27 protein-coding genes and 2 tRNA genes are annotated in these 19,306 nt (G+C 28.1%); 4 read left to right on the top strand and 25 right to left on the bottom strand.

Annotation, left to right across the window (positions count from 1 at the left end):
- Positions 1–2 precede the first annotated feature (2 nt).
- From infA to rpsJ, 24 genes are all read right to left on the bottom strand, one after another.
- A complete protein-coding gene (gene infA / locus MCAN360_RS02505; RefSeq protein ID WP_045434180.1) occupies positions 3–239 on the bottom strand; it encodes a translation initiation factor IF-1 in 237 nt (78 codons plus the stop codon).
- The gene (map, locus tag MCAN360_RS02500) at positions 239–991 is read right to left on the bottom strand and encodes a type I methionyl aminopeptidase (protein WP_045434178.1); all 753 of its coding nucleotides are present in this window, start codon (positions 989–991) and stop codon (positions 239–241) included. The genes infA and map overlap by 1 nt, the downstream gene beginning before the upstream one ends.
- Complete coding sequence (locus tag MCAN360_RS02495; RefSeq protein ID WP_045434176.1) at positions 985–1,677, bottom strand: adenylate kinase; 693 nt, start codon at positions 1,675–1,677, stop codon at positions 985–987. Before MCAN360_RS02495 ends, map begins: the two co-directional genes overlap by 7 nt.
- Positions 1,671–3,140 carry a preprotein translocase subunit SecY gene (gene secY / locus MCAN360_RS02490; protein WP_045434174.1) on the bottom strand — a complete coding sequence of 490 codons (1,470 nt, stop codon included), beginning with the start codon at positions 3,138–3,140 and terminating at the stop codon, positions 1,671–1,673. The genes MCAN360_RS02495 and secY overlap by 7 nt, the downstream gene beginning before the upstream one ends.
- Positions 3,140–3,574 carry a 50S ribosomal protein L15 gene (gene rplO / locus MCAN360_RS02485; RefSeq protein WP_045434172.1) on the bottom strand — a complete coding sequence of 145 codons (435 nt, stop codon included), beginning with the start codon at positions 3,572–3,574 and terminating at the stop codon, positions 3,140–3,142. Before rplO ends, secY begins: the two co-directional genes overlap by 1 nt.
- A gap of 36 nt (positions 3,575–3,610) precedes the next feature.
- Complete coding sequence (gene rpsE / locus MCAN360_RS02480; RefSeq protein WP_084111377.1) at positions 3,611–4,243, bottom strand: 30S ribosomal protein S5; 633 nt, start codon at positions 4,241–4,243, stop codon at positions 3,611–3,613.
- A 2-nt stretch (positions 4,244–4,245) separates the two neighbouring features.
- Positions 4,246–4,593 carry a 50S ribosomal protein L18 gene (rplR, locus tag MCAN360_RS02475; RefSeq protein WP_045434170.1) on the bottom strand — a complete coding sequence of 116 codons (348 nt, stop codon included), beginning with the start codon at positions 4,591–4,593 and terminating at the stop codon, positions 4,246–4,248.
- A 23-nt stretch (positions 4,594–4,616) separates the two neighbouring features.
- Positions 4,617–5,156 carry a 50S ribosomal protein L6 gene (gene rplF, locus MCAN360_RS02470; protein ID WP_045434168.1) on the bottom strand — a complete coding sequence of 180 codons (540 nt, stop codon included), beginning with the start codon at positions 5,154–5,156 and terminating at the stop codon, positions 4,617–4,619.
- Positions 5,157–5,181: 25 nt separating this feature from the next.
- Positions 5,182–5,592, bottom strand: a complete 411-nt coding sequence (gene rpsH / locus MCAN360_RS02465) for a 30S ribosomal protein S8 (protein WP_045434166.1) — start codon at positions 5,590–5,592, stop codon at positions 5,182–5,184.
- A gap of 2 nt (positions 5,593–5,594) precedes the next feature.
- A complete protein-coding gene (locus tag MCAN360_RS02460; protein WP_004417000.1) occupies positions 5,595–5,780 on the bottom strand; it encodes a type Z 30S ribosomal protein S14 in 186 nt (61 codons plus the stop codon).
- A gap of 11 nt (positions 5,781–5,791) precedes the next feature.
- On the bottom strand, positions 5,792–6,346 hold the full coding sequence (rplE, locus tag MCAN360_RS02455; protein WP_045434164.1) for a 50S ribosomal protein L5: 555 nt from the start codon (positions 6,344–6,346) through the stop codon (positions 5,792–5,794).
- A gap of 18 nt (positions 6,347–6,364) precedes the next feature.
- On the bottom strand, positions 6,365–6,700 hold the full coding sequence (rplX, locus tag MCAN360_RS02450) for a 50S ribosomal protein L24 (RefSeq protein ID WP_045434162.1): 336 nt from the start codon (positions 6,698–6,700) through the stop codon (positions 6,365–6,367).
- Complete coding sequence (gene rplN / locus MCAN360_RS02445; protein ID WP_045434422.1) at positions 6,700–7,068, bottom strand: 50S ribosomal protein L14; 369 nt, start codon at positions 7,066–7,068, stop codon at positions 6,700–6,702. The genes rplX and rplN overlap by 1 nt, the downstream gene beginning before the upstream one ends.
- On the bottom strand, positions 7,061–7,345 hold the full coding sequence (gene rpsQ / locus MCAN360_RS02440; RefSeq protein WP_045434160.1) for a 30S ribosomal protein S17: 285 nt from the start codon (positions 7,343–7,345) through the stop codon (positions 7,061–7,063). The genes rplN and rpsQ overlap by 8 nt, the downstream gene beginning before the upstream one ends.
- Positions 7,345–7,545 (bottom strand): 50S ribosomal protein L29, encoded by a 201-nt coding sequence (gene rpmC, locus MCAN360_RS02435; protein ID WP_045434158.1) that lies wholly within the window; start codon positions 7,543–7,545, stop codon positions 7,345–7,347. Before rpmC ends, rpsQ begins: the two co-directional genes overlap by 1 nt.
- 2 nt (positions 7,546–7,547) lie before the next feature.
- Positions 7,548–7,991: a 50S ribosomal protein L16 gene (gene rplP, locus MCAN360_RS02430; RefSeq protein ID WP_045434156.1), complete on the bottom strand. Its 444-nt coding sequence runs from the start codon at positions 7,989–7,991 to the stop codon at positions 7,548–7,550.
- On the bottom strand, positions 7,969–8,709 hold the full coding sequence (rpsC, locus tag MCAN360_RS02425; protein WP_045434154.1) for a 30S ribosomal protein S3: 741 nt from the start codon (positions 8,707–8,709) through the stop codon (positions 7,969–7,971). The genes rplP and rpsC overlap by 23 nt, the downstream gene beginning before the upstream one ends.
- A 2-nt stretch (positions 8,710–8,711) precedes the next feature.
- Complete coding sequence (rplV, locus tag MCAN360_RS02420) at positions 8,712–9,083, bottom strand: 50S ribosomal protein L22 (protein ID WP_045434152.1); 372 nt, start codon at positions 9,081–9,083, stop codon at positions 8,712–8,714.
- Position 9,084: 1 nt separating this feature from the next.
- Positions 9,085–9,366, bottom strand: a complete 282-nt coding sequence (rpsS, locus tag MCAN360_RS02415; protein ID WP_045434150.1) for a 30S ribosomal protein S19 — start codon at positions 9,364–9,366, stop codon at positions 9,085–9,087.
- Positions 9,366–10,214 (bottom strand): 50S ribosomal protein L2, encoded by an 849-nt coding sequence (rplB, locus tag MCAN360_RS02410; RefSeq protein WP_045434148.1) that lies wholly within the window; start codon positions 10,212–10,214, stop codon positions 9,366–9,368. Before rplB ends, rpsS begins: the two co-directional genes overlap by 1 nt.
- A gap of 98 nt (positions 10,215–10,312) precedes the next feature.
- Complete coding sequence (gene rplW / locus MCAN360_RS02405; RefSeq protein ID WP_045434147.1) at positions 10,313–10,747, bottom strand: 50S ribosomal protein L23; 435 nt, start codon at positions 10,745–10,747, stop codon at positions 10,313–10,315.
- The gene (rplD, locus tag MCAN360_RS02400) at positions 10,747–11,694 is read right to left on the bottom strand and encodes a 50S ribosomal protein L4 (RefSeq protein ID WP_045434145.1); all 948 of its coding nucleotides are present in this window, start codon (positions 11,692–11,694) and stop codon (positions 10,747–10,749) included. Before rplD ends, rplW begins: the two co-directional genes overlap by 1 nt.
- A gap of 2 nt (positions 11,695–11,696) precedes the next feature.
- On the bottom strand, positions 11,697–12,503 hold the full coding sequence (rplC, locus tag MCAN360_RS05660) for a 50S ribosomal protein L3 (RefSeq protein ID WP_045434143.1): 807 nt from the start codon (positions 12,501–12,503) through the stop codon (positions 11,697–11,699).
- 67 nt (positions 12,504–12,570) lie between these two features.
- Entirely contained in the window at positions 12,571–12,879 is a 309-nt protein-coding gene (gene rpsJ, locus MCAN360_RS02390; protein WP_045434140.1) for a 30S ribosomal protein S10, read from the bottom strand.
- Between the two features lie 266 nt (positions 12,880–13,145).
- Between rpsJ and MCAN360_RS02385 the strand changes: the two genes are divergently transcribed.
- Positions 13,146–13,229: transfer RNA gene (locus MCAN360_RS02385), tRNA-Tyr, on the top strand.
- Positions 13,230–13,232: 3 nt separating this feature from the next.
- Positions 13,233–13,307 (top strand) — tRNA-Gln (locus tag MCAN360_RS02380).
- 114 nt (positions 13,308–13,421) lie between these two features.
- Here the strand turns inward: MCAN360_RS02380 and leuS are convergent.
- Positions 13,422–15,827, bottom strand: a complete 2,406-nt coding sequence (leuS, locus tag MCAN360_RS02375; RefSeq protein WP_045434137.1) for a leucine--tRNA ligase — start codon at positions 15,825–15,827, stop codon at positions 13,422–13,424.
- 177 nt (positions 15,828–16,004) lie between these two features.
- Between leuS and ileS the strand changes: the two genes are divergently transcribed.
- Positions 16,005–18,677 (top strand): isoleucine--tRNA ligase, encoded by a 2,673-nt coding sequence (ileS, locus tag MCAN360_RS05655; protein ID WP_045434134.1) that lies wholly within the window; start codon positions 16,005–16,007, stop codon positions 18,675–18,677.
- A complete protein-coding gene (locus tag MCAN360_RS05650) occupies positions 18,667–19,239 on the top strand; it encodes a signal peptidase II (protein WP_045434131.1) in 573 nt (190 codons plus the stop codon). The genes ileS and MCAN360_RS05650 overlap by 11 nt, the downstream gene beginning before the upstream one ends.
- Positions 19,240–19,306: the final 67 nt, after the last annotated feature.

Here is a 19,306-nt window from a genome sequence, read left to right as displayed (position 1 = left end):
AATTATTTATGGCGAAAAACGATTCTACCTAAGGTTAAATTAAAAGGACTGATTTCAACATCAACTACATCTCCAGGAATTAATTTAATGTTATGTAAACTCATTTTTCCTGAAATATAAGCTTTTATTTCTTGATCGTTTTCTAATAAAACATCATAATTTTTTGTTGAATGCATTTTAGTTATTTTGCCAGTCATTTTAATAACTTCTTCTTTTTTTTCTTTTTTGTTTTTTCCCATTAAATGTTATCTCCTGATAATATATAAGCTTCACCATTATCAATTAATATCGTTTGCTCATAATGAGATGTATTAAACCCTAATGGATCAATTACTGTTCAATTATCTTTTTTAATTATAATTTTTTTAGATTTTTGTAAAATCATTGGTTCAATGCAAATTACCATACCATTTTTTAAAATTGGACCAGTATTAGCAATGCCATCATTTGGAATCATTGGATCTTCATGTAATCTACTTCCAATACCATGACCACAAAATTCATCAGGAGTAAAATATCCTTTTTGGCGAATGAAATTCCCAATCGCCGCTGAGATATCTCCTACTCTTTTTCCGACTTTAATTGCATTAAAACCAGCATAAAAAGCGTCTCTTGCAACTTGAATTAATTTTTTATCACTATCACTAATATTTCCGACGCCTTTTGTAAAAGCCGAATCCGAATAGTAACCTTCTCAAATTACTCCGGTATCGATTTTTACAATATCACCATCTTTTAAAATATAATCTGATGGAATACCGTGAATTAATTCTTCATTAACTGATATGCAGCAAGTTGCGGGGAAATCATATTGACCTAAAAAGGCCGGTTTTCCTCCTCTTTTTACTATTTCTTTAAAAGCGACGCTGTCAATTTCTTTTAAAGAAACGCCTGGACTTATGAAGTCTCATAAAATTTTTTTAACTTCTGCCAAGATTGCACAGGCTTTTTTAATTTTTTTAATTTCAAATTGATTTTTGATTATTATCATTCTAAAGCCCTCTTAACGTCTTCAAACACATTGTTTAATTCTTGATAACTACTTACTTCTAAAACAATATTTTTGTTTTTATAAAAATCGATTAAACATTTTGTTTGCTCATTATAGATTGCAAGGCGTTTTAAAATAACTTCTTTTTCATCGTCAGCTCTTTTAACAACTTCTTTATGACAATTTTTACAGAATTTATTATCTATAGGAGGAAATGATTCTAAATGATAAATAGTTTTACATAAAGGACAAATTCTTCTTTTTGATAAACGCTCAATAATTTGTTCATCAGTAATTTTTAATAAAATTACTTTATCAATTTTAATATTTTTTGTTTCTAAATTTTCTAAAAACTCAGCTTGATCTATTGTTCTTGGAAAACCATCTAAAACAAAAGGAATATTATTCTTAACTAATTCTGAAAGTTTTTTTTCCACTAATTGATTAGTAATATCATTGTCAACATATTTGCCTGAATCTAATATGTTTTTAATTTTTAACCCTAATTCTGTTTGATTATTAATTTCTTGACGAAACATATCACCTGTTGAAAGTTGAAAATATCCAAATTTTTCAACAAGAAGTTTTGCTACGGAACCCTTACCAGCTCCAGGAGCACCTATAAAAATTAAATTAGGTTTAATACAACATTTTTGTCCCTTACAATCACATTTTTTATTTATCATATTAAATCTTCTTCCTCTCCATATACTTCTTTTAATTCTTTAATCATACGTCTTTTTCTTGCAAGCTCTTGTGATTTATATCTTGCTTGAATTTGTTGAACTGTTTCGGTAGCTGTTGAAACAAGAATCATTATTGATGTTCCCCCAAAAGCAATAGGAGCAGGCATTCCAAACATACGCAAAATAAATTGTAATGCCCCTAAAATTATTAAATAACCAGCTGAAAAAAATGATAATCTTAAAACTGTATTTAATAAATAATTTTCAGTTTGTTCACCAGGTCTAATACCTGGAATAAACGTACTGCTTTTTGCAAAATCTTCACTAATTTTATCAATCTTAGATTGTTGAATACCCATTAAAATTGTTAGCCCAAATGTAATAATAACAAATAAGAAAAATCCTAATGGCTGTGTTAGTTGAAGATTTGAATAAACTCATTGGTAATAACGGCTTGTATCAGGATTGAATAACCCTGCAATCATTGTCGGAACTGAAAGTATCATCATTGAAAAAATAACTGACATAATTCCGGCAGGATTTGCCTTAATTGGTAAATAACTTAATTCTTTTTCACTTTTTGAAAGTCCAGCTCCAACTTGTTGAATCGGAATCTTTCTTTCTGCTAAAGTAAAAATTACCACTATAAAAATAACTAATAAATATGATAATAAATAAACGACAAAATTAATAGTTTCTTTTAAAACAACTACTGAGTTATTTTTTAAAGATGGCATGTAATATTCAAAAGCATGTCTAAATGTTGGAATTAATGAGTTAGCAATTCCTACAAAAATTAATAAACTTGTTCCATTTCCAACACCTTTATTTGTAATTTGTTCAGATAAAAATAATGAAAAAAATGAACCAGCAACTAATAAAAATGGAATTATTACTCATTGATAAACAAAAGTACCTTTTTCACCCAATGTTTTTAAGATATTATCCGAAAATTTAATTCCAAAATTATCAGTTGGATTTAAAAGTGCTCTTGTTATCAAGATAGCTTGAATTATTGCAAAAAATAATGTGGCTGTATAAGTTATAAAATTAATTTTAATTCTTCCTAATGGACCTGACTGACTTAAACGATATATTGCAGGGAATGCCTTCGTTTGTAAAATCATCATAATTAAAGAAGAAGAAATAAACGGACCAATTCCTAATGCAACAATTGAGAATTGTCTTAATCCACCGCCCCCAACTAAGTTTAATATACCAAAGAAATCACCTTGATTCAATTTATTTTGATTAGCTAATTCAACTCCTGGAAGAGTAATTGTTCCAGCAGCTAAGAAAAGGGCAATAATAAATAGAGTGAATAAAATCTTTTTAAAAAGATTATGATTTTTTCATCACTCTGACCAAATGTTTCTTTTTTGGACAAAAAACTTATCGATCGCTAATTTGCGTTCAAGTCTTTTGTTATATGTTTCCTTTTCTACTTTTGTTTTTTTAGCCATTATTGAACCTCGATTTTTCCTCCGGCTTTTTCAATACTTTCTTTAGCTGATTGTGAAAGTGTAGGAATTAAAACTGTTAATTTTTTACTTAAAGTTCCATTTCCTAAAATTTTAACAGGTAATTTACCTTTAATTAGGTTTTTAGCCTGTAATGTTTCATATGAAACAACATCACCATTAGTAAATCTTTCTTCTAATGAAGATAGATTTACAACTTGGTATTCAATGTGATTTACATTATTAAAACCACGTTTTGGAATTCTTCTAAATAGTGGTAATTGTCCACCTTCAAATCCTAGTCTAACAGTACTTCTTTTAGTTTGTCCACTTTGTCCTCTACCAGCTTGTTTACCTTTACCGGCTGCATGACCACGACCTACACGATGTTTTTCTTTACGAGCACCAGGTGTTGCTTTTAATGTATGTAATTTCATAATTGAACAATCTCCTTATTTTAATAATATATTTTATTATTTTGCTAATAAATGTTTAACATCAATATCACGTAATTTAGCAATTTCTTCAACAGTTTTTAATTTTTTAAGTGCATTTACAGTAGCATGAACAATATTTTGTTTTGTTCTTGAGCCATATGTTTTTGTTGAAATATCAGTATAGCCTGCTAATTCAACAACTGCACGAACTGTGTTAGAAGCAACAATACCAGTACCTTTAGGAGCTGGACGAAGTTGTACTTTTGAAGCTAGGAATTTTTCTTTAATTTCGTGTGGAATAGTACCTTTAACTAAAGGAACCGTGAAAACATTTTTTTGTGCATCTTTAACCGCTTTTTTAATAGCGTCTTGAACTTCGTTTGCTTTACCGTGTCCAAATCCAACCTTACCTTTTTTATCACCAACAACAACATAAGCAGAAAATGAAAATCTTCTTCCACCCTTAACAACTGTTGTAACTCTAGCGATATCAATAACTTTTTCTTCAAATAATTTTGGTGTTGCAACTGTATTAAATTGTTTTTTAGGACTAAAAAATCTTTTTTCGGTTGTTTGCTTTAAATTTTCTTTATTTTCTATTTTTTTAGAAACTGAAACAACTTTAGTTTCTGCTGCTTTTTCAGTTTCTTTTAATAATTCTTCAGCCATGATTAGAATTTAATCCCTTCTTCTCTTAATGTATCAGCAAATGCTGCTAATTTTCCATGATATATATATCCTGAACGATCAAAAACAATTTCTAAAATTTTTGCTTCTTTTAATTTTAAAGCAAATTCTTTTGCTACTTTTTTAACTGCTTCGATATTATTGCCTTTTTCATTTAATTGTCTTGTTGAAAATGAAGCTAGTGTTGTATGAGTTAAATCATTAACAGCTTGAGCATAAAAATTATGTAATGATTTAAAAACAACTACACGTGGTCTTTGTGCTGTACCTTTTGCTAATTTATTAGTAATTTTTAAATGCTTAGCTTTACGTTTTTCATTTCTTGATAACATAATAAATCTCCTAATTTAATTAACTACTTAGCAGCAGTCTTTCCTTCTTTACGTCTAATAACTTCATCTTTATACATAATACCTTTACCTGAATAAGGACTTGGACGTCTAATATCTCTTAGATTTGCAGCAAATTCACCGACAGCTTGTTTGTCAATACCAGAAATAATAATATTAGTTGGTTTTGGTACTTCGACTTTTAAATTTGATGGTATTTGCTTCATAACATTATGCGAATAACCTGCTATAATTTCAATCTCATTTCCCTTTAGTGTTGCTTTATAACCAACACCCTTGATTTCAATTTCTTTTTTGTAACCCTTTGAAACTCCAATTAGCATATTGCTAATATTTGCATTTGTAGTACCATGTAATTGTTTTGTAGTTTTTTCTTCATTAGCTCTTAAAGTTCTAATTTCATTATTTTCAATAATAACTGAAATTAGTGGTGAAAATGTATATTCTAATTGACCTAAATTACCTTTAATTGTAATATGGTTGTTTGATAAATTAACTTCAACACCTTGAGGTATTAATAAAATTCTTTTTCCAATTCTTGACATAATTTAAAAACCTTATTAATATTAATTATCAAATAAATGCAATAACTTCGCCACCTAAGTTAGCTTTTCTTGCTTCTTTATCTGTTAATAAACCTTTCGAAGTTGAAATAATAGCTGTACCATATCCACTTAAAACACGTGGTAATTTTTCTGCTGATGAATATACTTTTAAACCTGGTTTTGAAACTTTTTTAATATCTGTTATTGCAGATTGATTTTGATTCATTCCTTTATATTTTAAAGATATTTTAATTTCTTTAAAACCGTTTTGTGATGTAACTACTTCATAAGAAGTAATGTATCCTTCTTTGGCAAAAATTTCCAAAATCTTTTCTTTTTTGTTTGAATGTGGAACCACTACTTCATGATATTTTCTTGAAATAGAATTTTTAATTCTAACAAACATATCTGCTATTGGATCTATAATAATAGCCATAATTATCAGCTCGCTTTCTTTACACCAGGAATTTTTCCTTCGTGTGCTAATTCTCTAAAACAAATTCTACAAATTTTATATTTACGCAAAACTGCGTGAACACGGCCACAAATTTGACAACGTGTATACTTTCTTACTGAAAATTTAGGTTCACGTTCAGCTTTAATCATTAATGCTTTTCTTGCCATACTAAATCTCCTTAATTATTGCCTTTTGCAAATGGAATTCCAAGTTTTTTTAATAAAGAAAATGCTTCTTTATCAGTATTTGCGGATGTTACAAGAATAATATCCATACCTTTTAATTTACGTATTTTATCAAATGAAATTTCAGGGAAAATAATTTCTTCTTTAATTCCAATAGCATAGTTTCCACGACCATCAAAGCTTTTTAAACTTGTACCATTAAAATCACGAACACGAGGTAAAGCAACGTTAATTAGTTTGGTTAAAAATGATCACATTCTTTCACGTCTTAATGTTACTTTTCCACCCATTGGCATACCCTCACGTAATTTTCAAGAAGCCAATGATTTTTTAGCTGTGGTTTGATATGGTTTTTGACCAGCAATTTGACTTAATTCAACCATAACTTCTTCAATAGCTTTTGAGTTTGATACTTCATTTCCGGCTGTCATATTAATAACAATTTTTTGTAAACGAGGAGCTTGCATTACTGATGAATAACCGAATTCTTTAACCAATTCAGGACGAACTGATTCTAAATATTTTTTTTCTAATTCTAATTTAGCCATAATAATTTCTCCTTTTTACTAAATAACCTTATTAATTTTTTTCATAACTCTTTGTTTTTTACCGGTTTTAGCATCAACTTTTCATCCAATCTTAGTTCCAATTGATTTTTGACCTTGTGCGGCTTTTTTAACTAAATAAGCTACGTTTGAAACATGAATTGGGAATTCTTTTTTCTCAATTTTACCATCAGTATTTTCTTGTGAAGGTTTGTGGTGTTTAGTTTTCATATTAATTTCTTTTAAAACAACGGTTTGTTTTTTAGAATCTGTCGATAAAACTGAAGCAAATTTACCTTTTTCTTTACCTGAAATAACTAAAACAATATCATTTTTTCTAATTTTAGCTTGAGACATTATAAAACCTCCGGAGCTAATGAAATTATTTTTAAATATCCCTTGTCACGTAATTCTCTAGCCACTGGACCAAATACCCGAGTACCTCTCATAGTACCATCTTCTTTAATTAAAACAACTGCATTGTCATCGAATCTAATGTATGAACCATTATCTCTCGCAATACCTCTTTTTGTTCTAACAATAACCGCTTTTAAAACTTGACCTTCTTTAACAACACCATTTGGAATGGCTTTTTTAACTGTAACTACAACAACATCTCCAATATTTGTGCTTCTTACTATTGAACCACCTAGGTTCTTAATAATCATAACTTCTTTAGCACCTGAGTTATCAGCTACATTACATCTTGAAAATTCACTAAGCATTTTCATTTCCTCCAATAGCGCTTGATTTAATTTCAACTAATCTAAAGTGTTTAGTTTTTGAAAGTGGTCTTGTTTCTTGAATTTCAACTACATCGCCAATTTTTGCTTCATTTTTTTCATCATGAACAGCAAATTTCTTAGATTTTTTGAAACGTTTTGAGTATAATGGGTGTTTTTCATATGTTTCAACCATAACAGTAATAGTTTTTTCATTTTTTGTACTAATTACAGTTCCAACAAGTTTCTTACGACCATTTTTTCTAACAACTTGTTCCATTATTTATCTCCTTCTTCTTTTTTAGAGTTTAATGCAGTTAAAGTTCTTGCAATATCTTTTTTAACTAAATTAATTTTATGTGTTTGATCAAGTTGACGAGTTGCATTTTTGAAACGTAATGAAAATAATTCTGCTCTTAATTCAGTTAATAGATTGTTTAATTCTTCAACTGTCTTTTTCTTTAATTCAACGTATGACATAATTATTTTTGTTCTCCTTCTGGATTTGTTTCTTGCATTTCTTTAGCAACTATTTTTCAAGTAACTGGTAATTTGTGACCACCCAATCTTAAAGCATCCTTCATGGTATCAACTTGATTTCCTAAAACTTCAAACATAACAGTTCCTTCTTTAACAACTGCAAATCATTGATCAGGAGACCCTTTACCTGAACCCATACGAACACCAATTGGTTTAGATGTTTTTGACATATGTGGGAATATTTTAATAATAACTTTACCTTCACGGCCCATACGACGAGTAATAGCGATACGAGCTGCTTCTATTTGTCTTGCACTAATTCATGCTGAAGAAGTTGATTTTAAACCAAATTCTCCAAATGAAACTGTGTTATTTCTATGTGCTTTAGTTTTGTCATGACGAATACGGAACATTTTTCTGTGCTTAGTTCTCTTTGGTTGAAGCATTTCTGTCACCGCCTTTTCTCATAACTCTTGGTTTTCTTTCGATCTTTGATTCTAATGCACTAATTTGTGCTTTACCATTTTCTAAAATTTCACCTAATGATACTCAAACTTTAATACCTAAAATACCATATGTTGTTTTCGCTCTAGCTACAGCATAATCAACATCTTGTCTTAAAGTATGTAATTTCATTTCTCCTTCGGTATAACCTTCAGTTCTGGCCATATCAACACCATTTAAACGACCTGAAACTGATGTTTTAATCCCTTTTGCTCCCGCTTTCATAGCGCTTTTGATAGCAAATTTTTGTGCTAATCTAAAACTTCCACGGTTTTCTAATTTAATTGCAATTCCTTCTGCTAATAATCTTGCATTTAAATCGGGATTTTTTAATTCTATTACATCTATAGTAATATTTAATGATTTATTCTTTAACTCTTTTTTAAGAGCTAATGTAATTGCTTTAATATTATCACCATTTGTTCCTAATAAAGCAGCAGGTTTAGCTGTAAAAACAAAAACAATAACATTTCCATTTTGGTTTCTTTTAATTTGAACATTACCGATTAAATATTCACGAACTTTTTTATCAAAGAAATCATAAATTTTTTGATCTTCTAGTAATAATTTAGCAAAATCTTGTTTATCTGAATATCAAACTGTATTGTGATCTTTTGTCACACCATAACGGAATCCATTTGGATTAACTTTTTGACCCATAATTATTTTGCCTCCATATCTAGTTTTTCGTCATTATTTAATTCTAATAATTCGATGTAAAAGTGACTTGTTCTTTTTAAAATAGGGTAAGCTCTACCACGTGAGTGTGGTTGAAATCTTTTTAGAGTAGGACCTTCATTTACTAAAATTTTTGAAACTACTAATTTTGTAGCATCTAAACCAAAGTTATTTGTTGCGTTAGCTATAGCTGAATTTAGAAGTTTAAGAATAATTTCTGAAGCTTTTTTGTGTGTTGTTTGTAATATCACTAATGATTGTGTAGCTGATTTATAACGAATTAAATCTGCAACTAATCTTGCTTTTCTTGCACTAATTCTTTGCATTTTAACTGATGCTTTAACTACTTGTGTCATATTATTTCTTTCCTTTTGCTTTATCAGAACCATGTCCATTGAATGTTCTTGTAGGAGAAAATTCCCCTAATTTGTGTCCTACCATGTCATTAGTTACAAACACATCTATAAAAGCATGTCCATTATGAACTTGGAAGGTTAAACCTATAAATTCTGGATAAATTGTCGAACGTCTTGATCAAGTTTTGATTGGACGTTTTGGTGCTTTATTTTCTATAATAGCAACAACTTTTTTCATTAAGTGATCATCAACAAAAGGTGCTTTCTTTAATGAACGAGACATTATTTACTTTCCTTTCTTCTTCTAATAATAAATTGGTTAGATGATTTTTTAGTAGCTCTTGTTTTAACCCCAAGAGCTTTTTTACCTCATGGTGTCATTGGTGATTTTCTACCAATAGGTTGTTTACCTTCACCACCACCGTGTGGGTGATCATTAGGGTTCATAGCAGAACCTCTAACTGTAGGTCTAATACCTCTTAATCTATTTCTACCTGCTTTACCGATATTTACTAATGAATGTTCTTCATTACCAACTTCACCGATTGTAGCACGGCAAATACCTAAAACTTTTCTTACTTCCCCTGATTTTAATCTTAAAATAACGTATTTTCCACTTTCATCTTTACCTAAGATTTGAGCCGAACTACCAGCTGAACGAGCTATAATTCCACCTTGTTTTGGTTGTAATTCGATATTATGAACAAATGTACCTTCTGGGATATTTCCTAATGGTAAGTTATTTCCAATTTGAATATCAACATTTTCGCCTGAAATAACTTTTTGTCCAACTTTAATATTTTTTGGGCTAATAATATATCTTTTTTCCCCATCACGATAAACAATTAATGAAATATTAGCTGATCTATTAGGATCATATTCAATAGTCTTAACGACTGCTTCAATTCCATCTTTGTTATATCTTTTAAAATCAATAATACGATAAAATCTTTTTAATCTACCACCATGATGACGGGTTGTGATTTTACCTTGATTATTTCTTCCTGAATGTGTAGGAAGTGCTACAAGCAATGATTTTTCAGGTTTATGACCAGTTAAATTTGCTTGATAGTCAAGAGAAGACATATTACGACGACCATTTGTATATGCTTTAAACTTTTTAATAGCCATTGTTGTATTTCTCCGTTTCTTAAAAATATTTTTTTCTTTTAAGATAATCAATATTATATTTTTAAATTAATCTTATAGGTTTTCAAAGGTTTTCAAGATTAATTATTCTTTTGTTCTGATTCAGTTTTTTTAGCTTTTTCTTCGGCAACTTTTTTAATTTTTTCAGCTGCTTTTTTCTCAGCTTCTGACATTTCTTTTACTTCTGCTTGTTTTTCTTTAGCTTCTAATTCTTTTTTAGCTTCTTTAGCTTCTTCAGCAAATAAAAGAATTTTTGATTTTTCATCTAGATATACAATAGCTTTCTTAACTGCATTTGTAAATCCTGAAAATCTTCCTAATTTAGCAGGTTTTTTGTCATAGTTTATAATGTTAACTTTTGTAACTTTAACATCAAAAATAAATTCAACAGCTTTTTTAACCTCAACTTTGTTTGTTCTTCTATCAACTACAAATGTATAAACGTTTTGATTAGTTCTAGCAATTTCTGATTTTTCTGTTAAAACAGGATATTTAATAACTTGATTAATATTCATTATTTTGCCATCCCTTCTAAGAATTTAATATCATCTTCACTAATTACTAACACATCAGCAGCTACTAATGCTTCAATTGATAAAGATGTTACTTTTGAAACGTTTACATTTGGTAAATTTTTAGCTGATTTAAAAATGATTTCATTTGAAGATACTATTAAAATATTGTTAAGATTAATTAAGTTGTCCTTATTTAATTCTACTAATAATGCTCTAGTTGAAATTTGTTCTAATTCGTATTTTTTAACTAAAACACTATTAGCATTTGCTAGCATGGTTAATGCTGAGAATAATGCATTTTTTCTAGCTTTTTTATTAATTTTTAAATTGTAATTTCTTTCAGTTGTAGGACCAAACGCTCTACCACCGCCAACAAAAATTGGACTTCTTAATGATCCAGCACGAGCATTACCAGTATGTTTTTGTGCTCATGGTTTTTTACCTGTACCACTAACTTCTCCACGTGACTTAACCTTATGAGTAGCTAGACGTTTTGATCCTCTTTCAACTAAAATTGCATCGAATACTGATTGAGTGTGAATTTTTTCTAATCCAAATACACTTTTTGGTAATAATGAGTTATCAATTTTAACTTCTTTTGAAGATTCTTTTTTAACAACTTTTGGAGCAGATTTGTCTACTAAATTTTCTTGTTCAATATATTCAATAGCTTTTTCATTTGAAATTTTAGCTTCTAAAACTTTATTAGCAATAATTCTTGCTTTTTCTAAATCAACACTTCCACTGTATGCACCATTTCTATGGAATCATACACGTGTATCATTTTCGGTTTTTTCACTAACATTTATAAATTCATTAACAGCATCTATAAAGTTAACAAAATTACCTGATACTTTTTCTTTAGCTTTCTTGAAATTAAACGAAATATTTCTATCTTTATCGAATGTTTCAGAGATATAGAATTTTTCAACAACTGATGTAGCCATTATTATTTATCTCCTTCTTCTTTTTCTGCTTTAGCAATAGCTTCAGCTAAAGCTTTTTTCATGTCTTTTAATGACATTTCCATGTTTAATTCAAGATTGTATTTTTTAGATTGTTCAAAAATTTCATTTTTAGCCAATGCTTCTTTTAAATTTACTAGTTTAATTTCTTCTTTCTTTTGAACTGATTTTTTAGCATTCTTAATAACTAATAAAGCACCTTTCGCTCCTGGTGTACTTCCTTTAACTAATAGCAAGTTGTTTTCAGAATCTGATTTTACTACTTCAAGATTTTGGATTGTAACTTGTTCGGCTCCTAAGTGACCTGGCATTGTCATACCTTTTCAAACTCTGTTTCCAGAAATGTCACCAATAGAACCTGTTTGTCTAATAGGTTGTGAACCACCACCACCACCGTGTGATTTAGGACCTATATGTTGGTTTCATCTTTTAATGGTTCCGGCAAAACCTTTTCCTTTTGAAATCGCCGTAACATCAACTACATCTCCGCCTTCAAAAATTGAGGCATCTAATATTTCACCTAAGTTGTAACCAGTCATGTTACGGATTTCTTTTACGAATCGCTTAGGTGTTGTATTTGCTTGTTTAAAATAATTTACTTCAGGTTTCTTAATTTGAGATTTTTTCTTATCTTCTAAACTAAGTTGTGTTGCAATATATCCGTTTTTATCTAATGTTAAAACGTTAGTAACAACATTTGGTTTAACTTCAACTATAGTAACTGGTATTAATTTACCATCATTTGTAAATAGTTGAGTCATTCCAACTTTTCTTCCTAAGATTCCTTTCATATTTTCCTTTCATATTTTATGTTTTGTTCAAGTTTATTGTTTATATTTAAAAAATAAATAATCTGTATTATGCTACAGATTTAACACTAATTTGAACACCAGCAGGTAATTCTAATCTTTTTGCTTTATCAACCAATGTTTCAGAAACATTTGATAAAACAATTAGACGTTTATGAGTTCTGCTTTCAAATTGTTCACGAGATTTCTTATTAACGTGAACTGATCTTAAAATGGTAACAATTTCTTTTCTTGTTGGTAAAGGAATTGGACCACTTACATTAGCTTTTTCTGCTTTAGCTAATAGCACAACTTTTTTTGCTGCATCATCAACTAAACTTGCTTCAAAAGCTTTGATCTTAATTTCTAATTTTGCCATTGTTTGTTCTCCTTCTTCATTTATGAAGTACTCCACATAAGTTCTCAATAACCAAGATGAACAACTAAGCTTGGCATATCGTAACCTTATGTTTCTTTGCATAGTTGCTAACTAATTATACCAAAAACATTTTTTTTATAGCGTTTTTATAAAAAAATATAATAGTAAAAATTTTCTTAAGTTTTAATGGCTGTAAATTACAAAAAAATTATTTTTTTACAAAATATTTTTTATTTATATTATAATTAATCGTGCAAATATTAAATGGAGGGGTAGCGAAGCGGCCAAACGCGGGTGGCTGTAACCCACTTCCTCACGGTTCGGGGGTTCGAATCCCTCCCCCTCCACCATTTTGCCCTTTAGCCAAGTGGAAAGGCAGCGGTTTTTGGTACCGCCATCCGTTAGTTCGAATCTAACAAGGGCAGCCATATCATTTAAATAAATGAAAAAAAAGCTCATTACGAGCTTTTTTATTTTAATTTTTAATTAAAAAAATAAAATGCCAGAGAAAATAATAAAAACTCCGACATTTTATTTGTGAATTACTTTATTATTATATTTAAAATTTTATTTTCTATGTAAATTATTTTAATAATTTCTTTATTTTCTAATCATTTTTTAATAGAATGCAATTCAAGAGCATGTTTTATAAGCTCTTCTTTATTTCAAAAAGGCAAAATTTCAATTTGTCCTCTAACTTTTCCATTAATTTGAATCCCTATTTGTGGATTCTTAATAATTATTTTTTTACTGTCACAAATAGGTCAGGTTTGAAACTCAATAGGTTTTTCACCTATCATTGAAAGAATTTCTTCAGAAATATGTGGAGCAAAAGGCGAAAATAAAATTGCAAAATTTTTAATAATATCTTTTGAATTAACAGTTTTTACCGTTAATAAATAATTTATAAAAATCATAAATTTACTTATAGCAATATTAAATTTATATTTTTCAATATTTTCAGTAATATCTAAAATAAGTTGATTAATTTCGCTATCTAGAACCTTATTTGGAGTAAGTGGATCAATGTTGTTTTTTAAATTATCAAATATTAAATATATTTTATCAAGTCACTTTCTAATTCCGTTTAATGAATCGGTATTCCAAGATTTTGATTCAGTAAGTGGACCCATAAACATTTCATATAATCTTAAAGCATCAGCACCATGCGATTCAACTAAACCATCAGGATTAATAACATTTCCAAGTGATTTTGACATTTTTTGCCCATCAGGTCCTAATATAAGTCCTTGATTGATTAATTTATAAAATGGTTCTTTTGTATTAACAATGTTTAAATCATATAAAAATCTATGTCAAAAACGTGCATACAATAAATGTAATACAGCATGTTCTTGACCACCAATATATAAGTCAACTGGCATTCATTTTTCAAATCTTTTTCTAGCTTTAATTGAATCTAAAGGTAAATAAGTCCCATCTTCGTTTTTTAAAATGTAAGCTAAAAAATATCAACTAGAACCAGCTCATTGTGGCATTACATTTGTATCATGACGATATATTTTTCCATCAATTTCTACATTAACTCAATCTTTAACATTAGCAAGTGGTCCTTGCGTCGTCCCTGAAGGTTTAATGTTCGAAATTTCTGGCAAGGATACTAAATCATCTACTAAATGAATTTGATTATTTTCATCAAACAGAACAGGAAACGGCTCACCCCAATATCTTTGACGAGAAAAAACTCAATCTCTTAATTTATAATTAATTTTCTTTTCTACTTTATTTATTTTTTTTAAGGTTTTATATATTATTTCTTCTGCTTCTTTATTTTCAAAAAAATTAGCTAATTCTGAATTTATATGCTTACCATTTTCTAAATAAGGTAATGTTGGAGATTCAATAACAGGTTTAATTTCTAAATTAAATTTTTTAGCAAACTCAAAATCTCTTGTGTCATGAGCTGGTACCGACATCACAACACCAGTACCATAATTCATTAAAACATAATCTGATACTCAAATTTCAATCTTTTTATTTGTTAATGGGTGAATAGCATAAGCACCAGTAAATAAACCAGTTTTATCTTTATTAAGTTGTGTTCTTTCAAGTTCATTTTTACTTTTTGTTAATTTTAAATATTCCTCAATATCGTTTTTGTACTCATTTTTAGCTATTTTTAATAAAAGTGGATGTTCTGGACTAATAACAAGTACAGAAACTCCATAAATTGTATCCAGTCTTGTAGTAAAGGTTTTTAAACTAAAATTGTCATCAAAAATATCTCATTCAACAATGTGACCTTCAGATTTTCCAATTCAATTTTTTTGAAGTAATTTAAGACTCTCAGGTCAATCTAAATCATTTAAGCCTTCAAGTAATTTATCAGCATATTCAGTAATTTTTAAAACTCATTGCTTCATCGGTTTTTTAACAACTAAAAAATTACCTCTTTCAGATACTTTTTGTCCATCTACTTCAATAATTTCCTCATTTGCTAAAACAGTACCTAAACCTTCACACCAATTAACATCAATTTCTTCAATTGAAGCTAAATTATGTTCGTAAAGCTTTTTAAAAATTCATTGAGTTCAAAAATAAAATTTTGGGTCAGTTGTGTTAATTTCTTTTGAATAATCGTATGAAAATCCCATCAACTTTAATTGTCTTCGAAAGTTATCAATATTTTTAATTGTAAATGGTGCTGGATGATTTCCGGTTTTAATAGCATATTGCTCAGCAGGCAATCCAAAAGCGTCCCAACCAATAGGATGCAATACATCAAAACCATTTAATCTTTTATAACGAGAAATAATATCAGTTGCGGTATATCCTTCTAGATGTCCAACATGCAAACCTGCTCCCGAAGGGTAAGGAAACATATCTAAAATATAAGCTTTTTTTAAACTTGTTTCTTTAGTTTTAAAGGATTTATTTTTTTCTCAAAAATCTTGTCATTTTTTTTCAATTTCTTTGTGATTGTACATGATATTAATTATACAATAATAATAAAAATTCGCCATTTCAAAAAAAAATTTAAAAAAAATATATTATATTTTTTATCTTAAATTTAATAAGAAAATAAATGTTACAAAATTTAAAAATATTTTATTATCGAAATATTGTAAAATTTATATATTATTTTCAAATAATAAGGAGCAAATATGGAAGAAAAAAATAAAGATTATAAAAATACGCTGTTGATGCCTCAAACAGATTTTTCAATGAAAGCTAATTTAGCTGAAAAAGAAAATTTGTATCAAAAAAAATGAAAAGAAATTAACTTATATCAAAAAATATTACTTTCAAACAAAGGAAACAAAAGTTTTGTTTTGCATGATGGGCCACCGTATGCAAATGGTAACATTCATGTTGGTCATGCTTTAAATAAAATTTTAAAAGATATTATAGTTAGATATAAAAATATGCAAGGCTTCTTTTCACCCTTTGTTCCTGGATGAGATACACATGGATTACCCATTGAGCATAAAATGCTACTTGAAAGAAAAATGACTGCAAAGGATTTTTCTGTTTTTGAATTAAGAAAAGCTTGTACTCAATACGCATTAAGTCAAGTAGAAAAACAAAAAGCTCAATTTGAAAAGTTATCATTATTAACTGATTTTAAAGAAATTTATATTACTCTTGATAAAAAATTTGAGGCTGAACAATTAAGACTGTTTAAAAAAATGATTTTTCAAGGATTAATATATAAAGATTTAAAACCAATTTATTGATCACCTTCTTCACAATCAGCGCTAGCAGAAGCTGAAGTTGAATATGCTGACCATATTTCACCATCGATGTTTGTTGCATTTAAAATAACAAAAGGAAACGAATTAATAAAAGAAAATGAAAATCTAATTATTTGAACTACAACTCCATGAACTTTAATTGCTAATTCAGGTGTTGCTATTAACAAAGATTTTAAATATATAAAAGTCTTAGTTAACAATCAAGTTTATATTCTAGCAAATGATTTAGTTGAATCTGTTGCTAATTTATGTAAATGAGAAGAATATAAAATAATAGAGGAAGCCTTTGAAGGATCAAAACTTTTAAATATCCAATATCAAAGTCCTATTAATAAATTAATTTGTCCAGTTGTTGAAGGTCATCATGTTACTCTAGAAAATGGATCTGGTTTAGTTCATATGGCTCCTTTATTTGGTGAAGATGACTTTATTATTGGTAATAAAAATAATTTAGTTAGAATAATGCATGTTAATGATGATGGAATGCTAAATAATGAAGCACTACAATTTAGCGGTAATTTTTATGATGATGCTAACCCTTTGGTTGGAAAATTCTTAGAAGAAAATAACTTACTTTTAGGTTTTAAAAAGATAAAACACTCATACCCTCATGATTGAAGAACTCATTTACCGATTATGTACCGTGCAACACCGCAATGATTCGTTTCAGTAAAAAAAATAAAAGATAACATTTTAAATGAGATTAAAAATGTTAAAACATATAACGATTGATCTAAAACTCGTTTAGAATTAATGCTCGAAAATCGTGATACCTGATGTATTTCAAGACAAAGAAGTTGAGGGGTTCCAATTATAGTTTTTTATGACGAAAATAAAAATCCTATTTTAGAAGAAGAAATTTTTGATCATGTAATAAATTTAATTGAAGAAAATGGATCAAATATTTGATATGAAAAAAGTGTTGATGAATTATTACCTGAAAAATGAAGAAATAAGGGATTTAGTAAAGAAAATGACATTATGGATGTTTGATTTGATTCCGGATCAACATCGCTTGGAGTTAAACCGGAAGGACTAGAGGCTCCATTTGATTTGTATTTAGAAGGATCAGATCAATATCGTGGATGATTCAACAGTTCAATGATTAACTCTGTCGCTTGAAGAAATAAAAGTCCATTCAAAGCATTTTTATCACATGGTTTTACATTGGATGGCAAGGGAAGAAAAATGTCTAAATCTTTAGGTAATACAGTAGATCCTCTTGATGTTGTTTCAAAATACGGTGCTGATATACTAAGATTATGAGCTGCTAATTCAGAATATACAGCAGATATTTCTATTGATAATAAAATTCTTGACCAAAATGTTGAAATATATCGTAAATTAAGAAATACAATTAAGTTTATGCTTGGCGCAATTTCAGATTTTGATTTTAATTATGTAGATCTTGATTCAATTCATCTTTTAATGATTGAAAAATTAAATAATTTAGAAGCTAAGATCTTATCGTTCTATGATAATTATAAATTTGTCAATGTTATAAAAGAAATTAATAATTTTATTATTGACTTGAGTTCATACTATATTTCAATTACAAAAGATATTCTTTATTTAAATTCAAAAAACGATTTTGAAAGAAGACAAGTACAAACAGTATTTACAAAAATAATTAAATCAATAATGACAATCCTAGCTCCTATTTTGCCTACAACAATGGAAGAAGTTTACCAATACTTTAACGAACCTAACAAACTTGAATCTGTTCATTTACTAAAATTAAATCTAAATTCAAAATTAACATTTGAACAATCAGAAAAATGAAGCGAATTTTTTGATTTAAAAGATCAAATTTATAAACTTATTGAAGAAAAAATAAAATCTCAAGAAATTAAAAGACAAAACGAAGCTTTTGTAAAAATTTCTACAAATTCAGAATTTATTAAATCATTACCCTTAACAAAACTTTTAATGGTCGCTAATGTTAATATCGGAAGCGAAACAAAAATTGAAATTTTACCATCATTAAAATGTTTAAGATGTTGAAATCATTATCAAGAAGATAATTTTAATAAAGATTTTGAATTATGTAAAAGATGTGAAAGAGTTATTAATGGAAAATAATAAATTAAAATATTTTTCAAAAGAATATTGAAAACAATATTGAAAAAAAATTGTTATAAATCTTACTATCTTTTTTTTAGTGTTCTTGTTTTTATTAGCAATTGATTTAATAACAAAAGAATTTATTTTTAAATGAGAAAATAAAGAAAAAAAAATAGTTAATACTGATTATGAAATAGGAAATAGTTTTATTATTTTTAAATCGGTTTTACATAAAGGAACCACAATTGGACTTTTTGAAACTAATTTAACAATTTTACATATTATTAGCTTTTTCATAATTTTTGCTTCATTATGAGCAACAACGTTTATTAAAGAAAAAAAATCAATTATAATAGTTTGTTTTTTAGCAATGGTAAGCGCAGGTTCACTCGGGAATATGATTGATAGATTTTTGTTTTTAGGTGTTAGAGATATTATTAATTTACCCTGAGCTAATAAAGGAGTATTCAATTTTGCCGATATTTGATTAGTTTTAGGTGGGGTCGGAACCGTTGTCTCTATTACTATTATTAATTTAGTAAATTATTTTAAAACTAAAAAACAAAATAATAATCAATAACTAAAAACAAAAAAGACACCAAATTTGTGTGTCTTTTTTTAAATGTTCTATTTTTTTAATTTTGTTA

The organism is Metamycoplasma canadense, from assembly GCF_000828855.1.
GTDB lineage: Bacteria > Bacillota_I > Bacilli_A > Mycoplasmatales > Metamycoplasmataceae > Metamycoplasma > Metamycoplasma canadense.
Note: the sequence above shows the minus strand (reverse complement) of the source record. Positions and strands in the feature narration are given on the sequence as shown.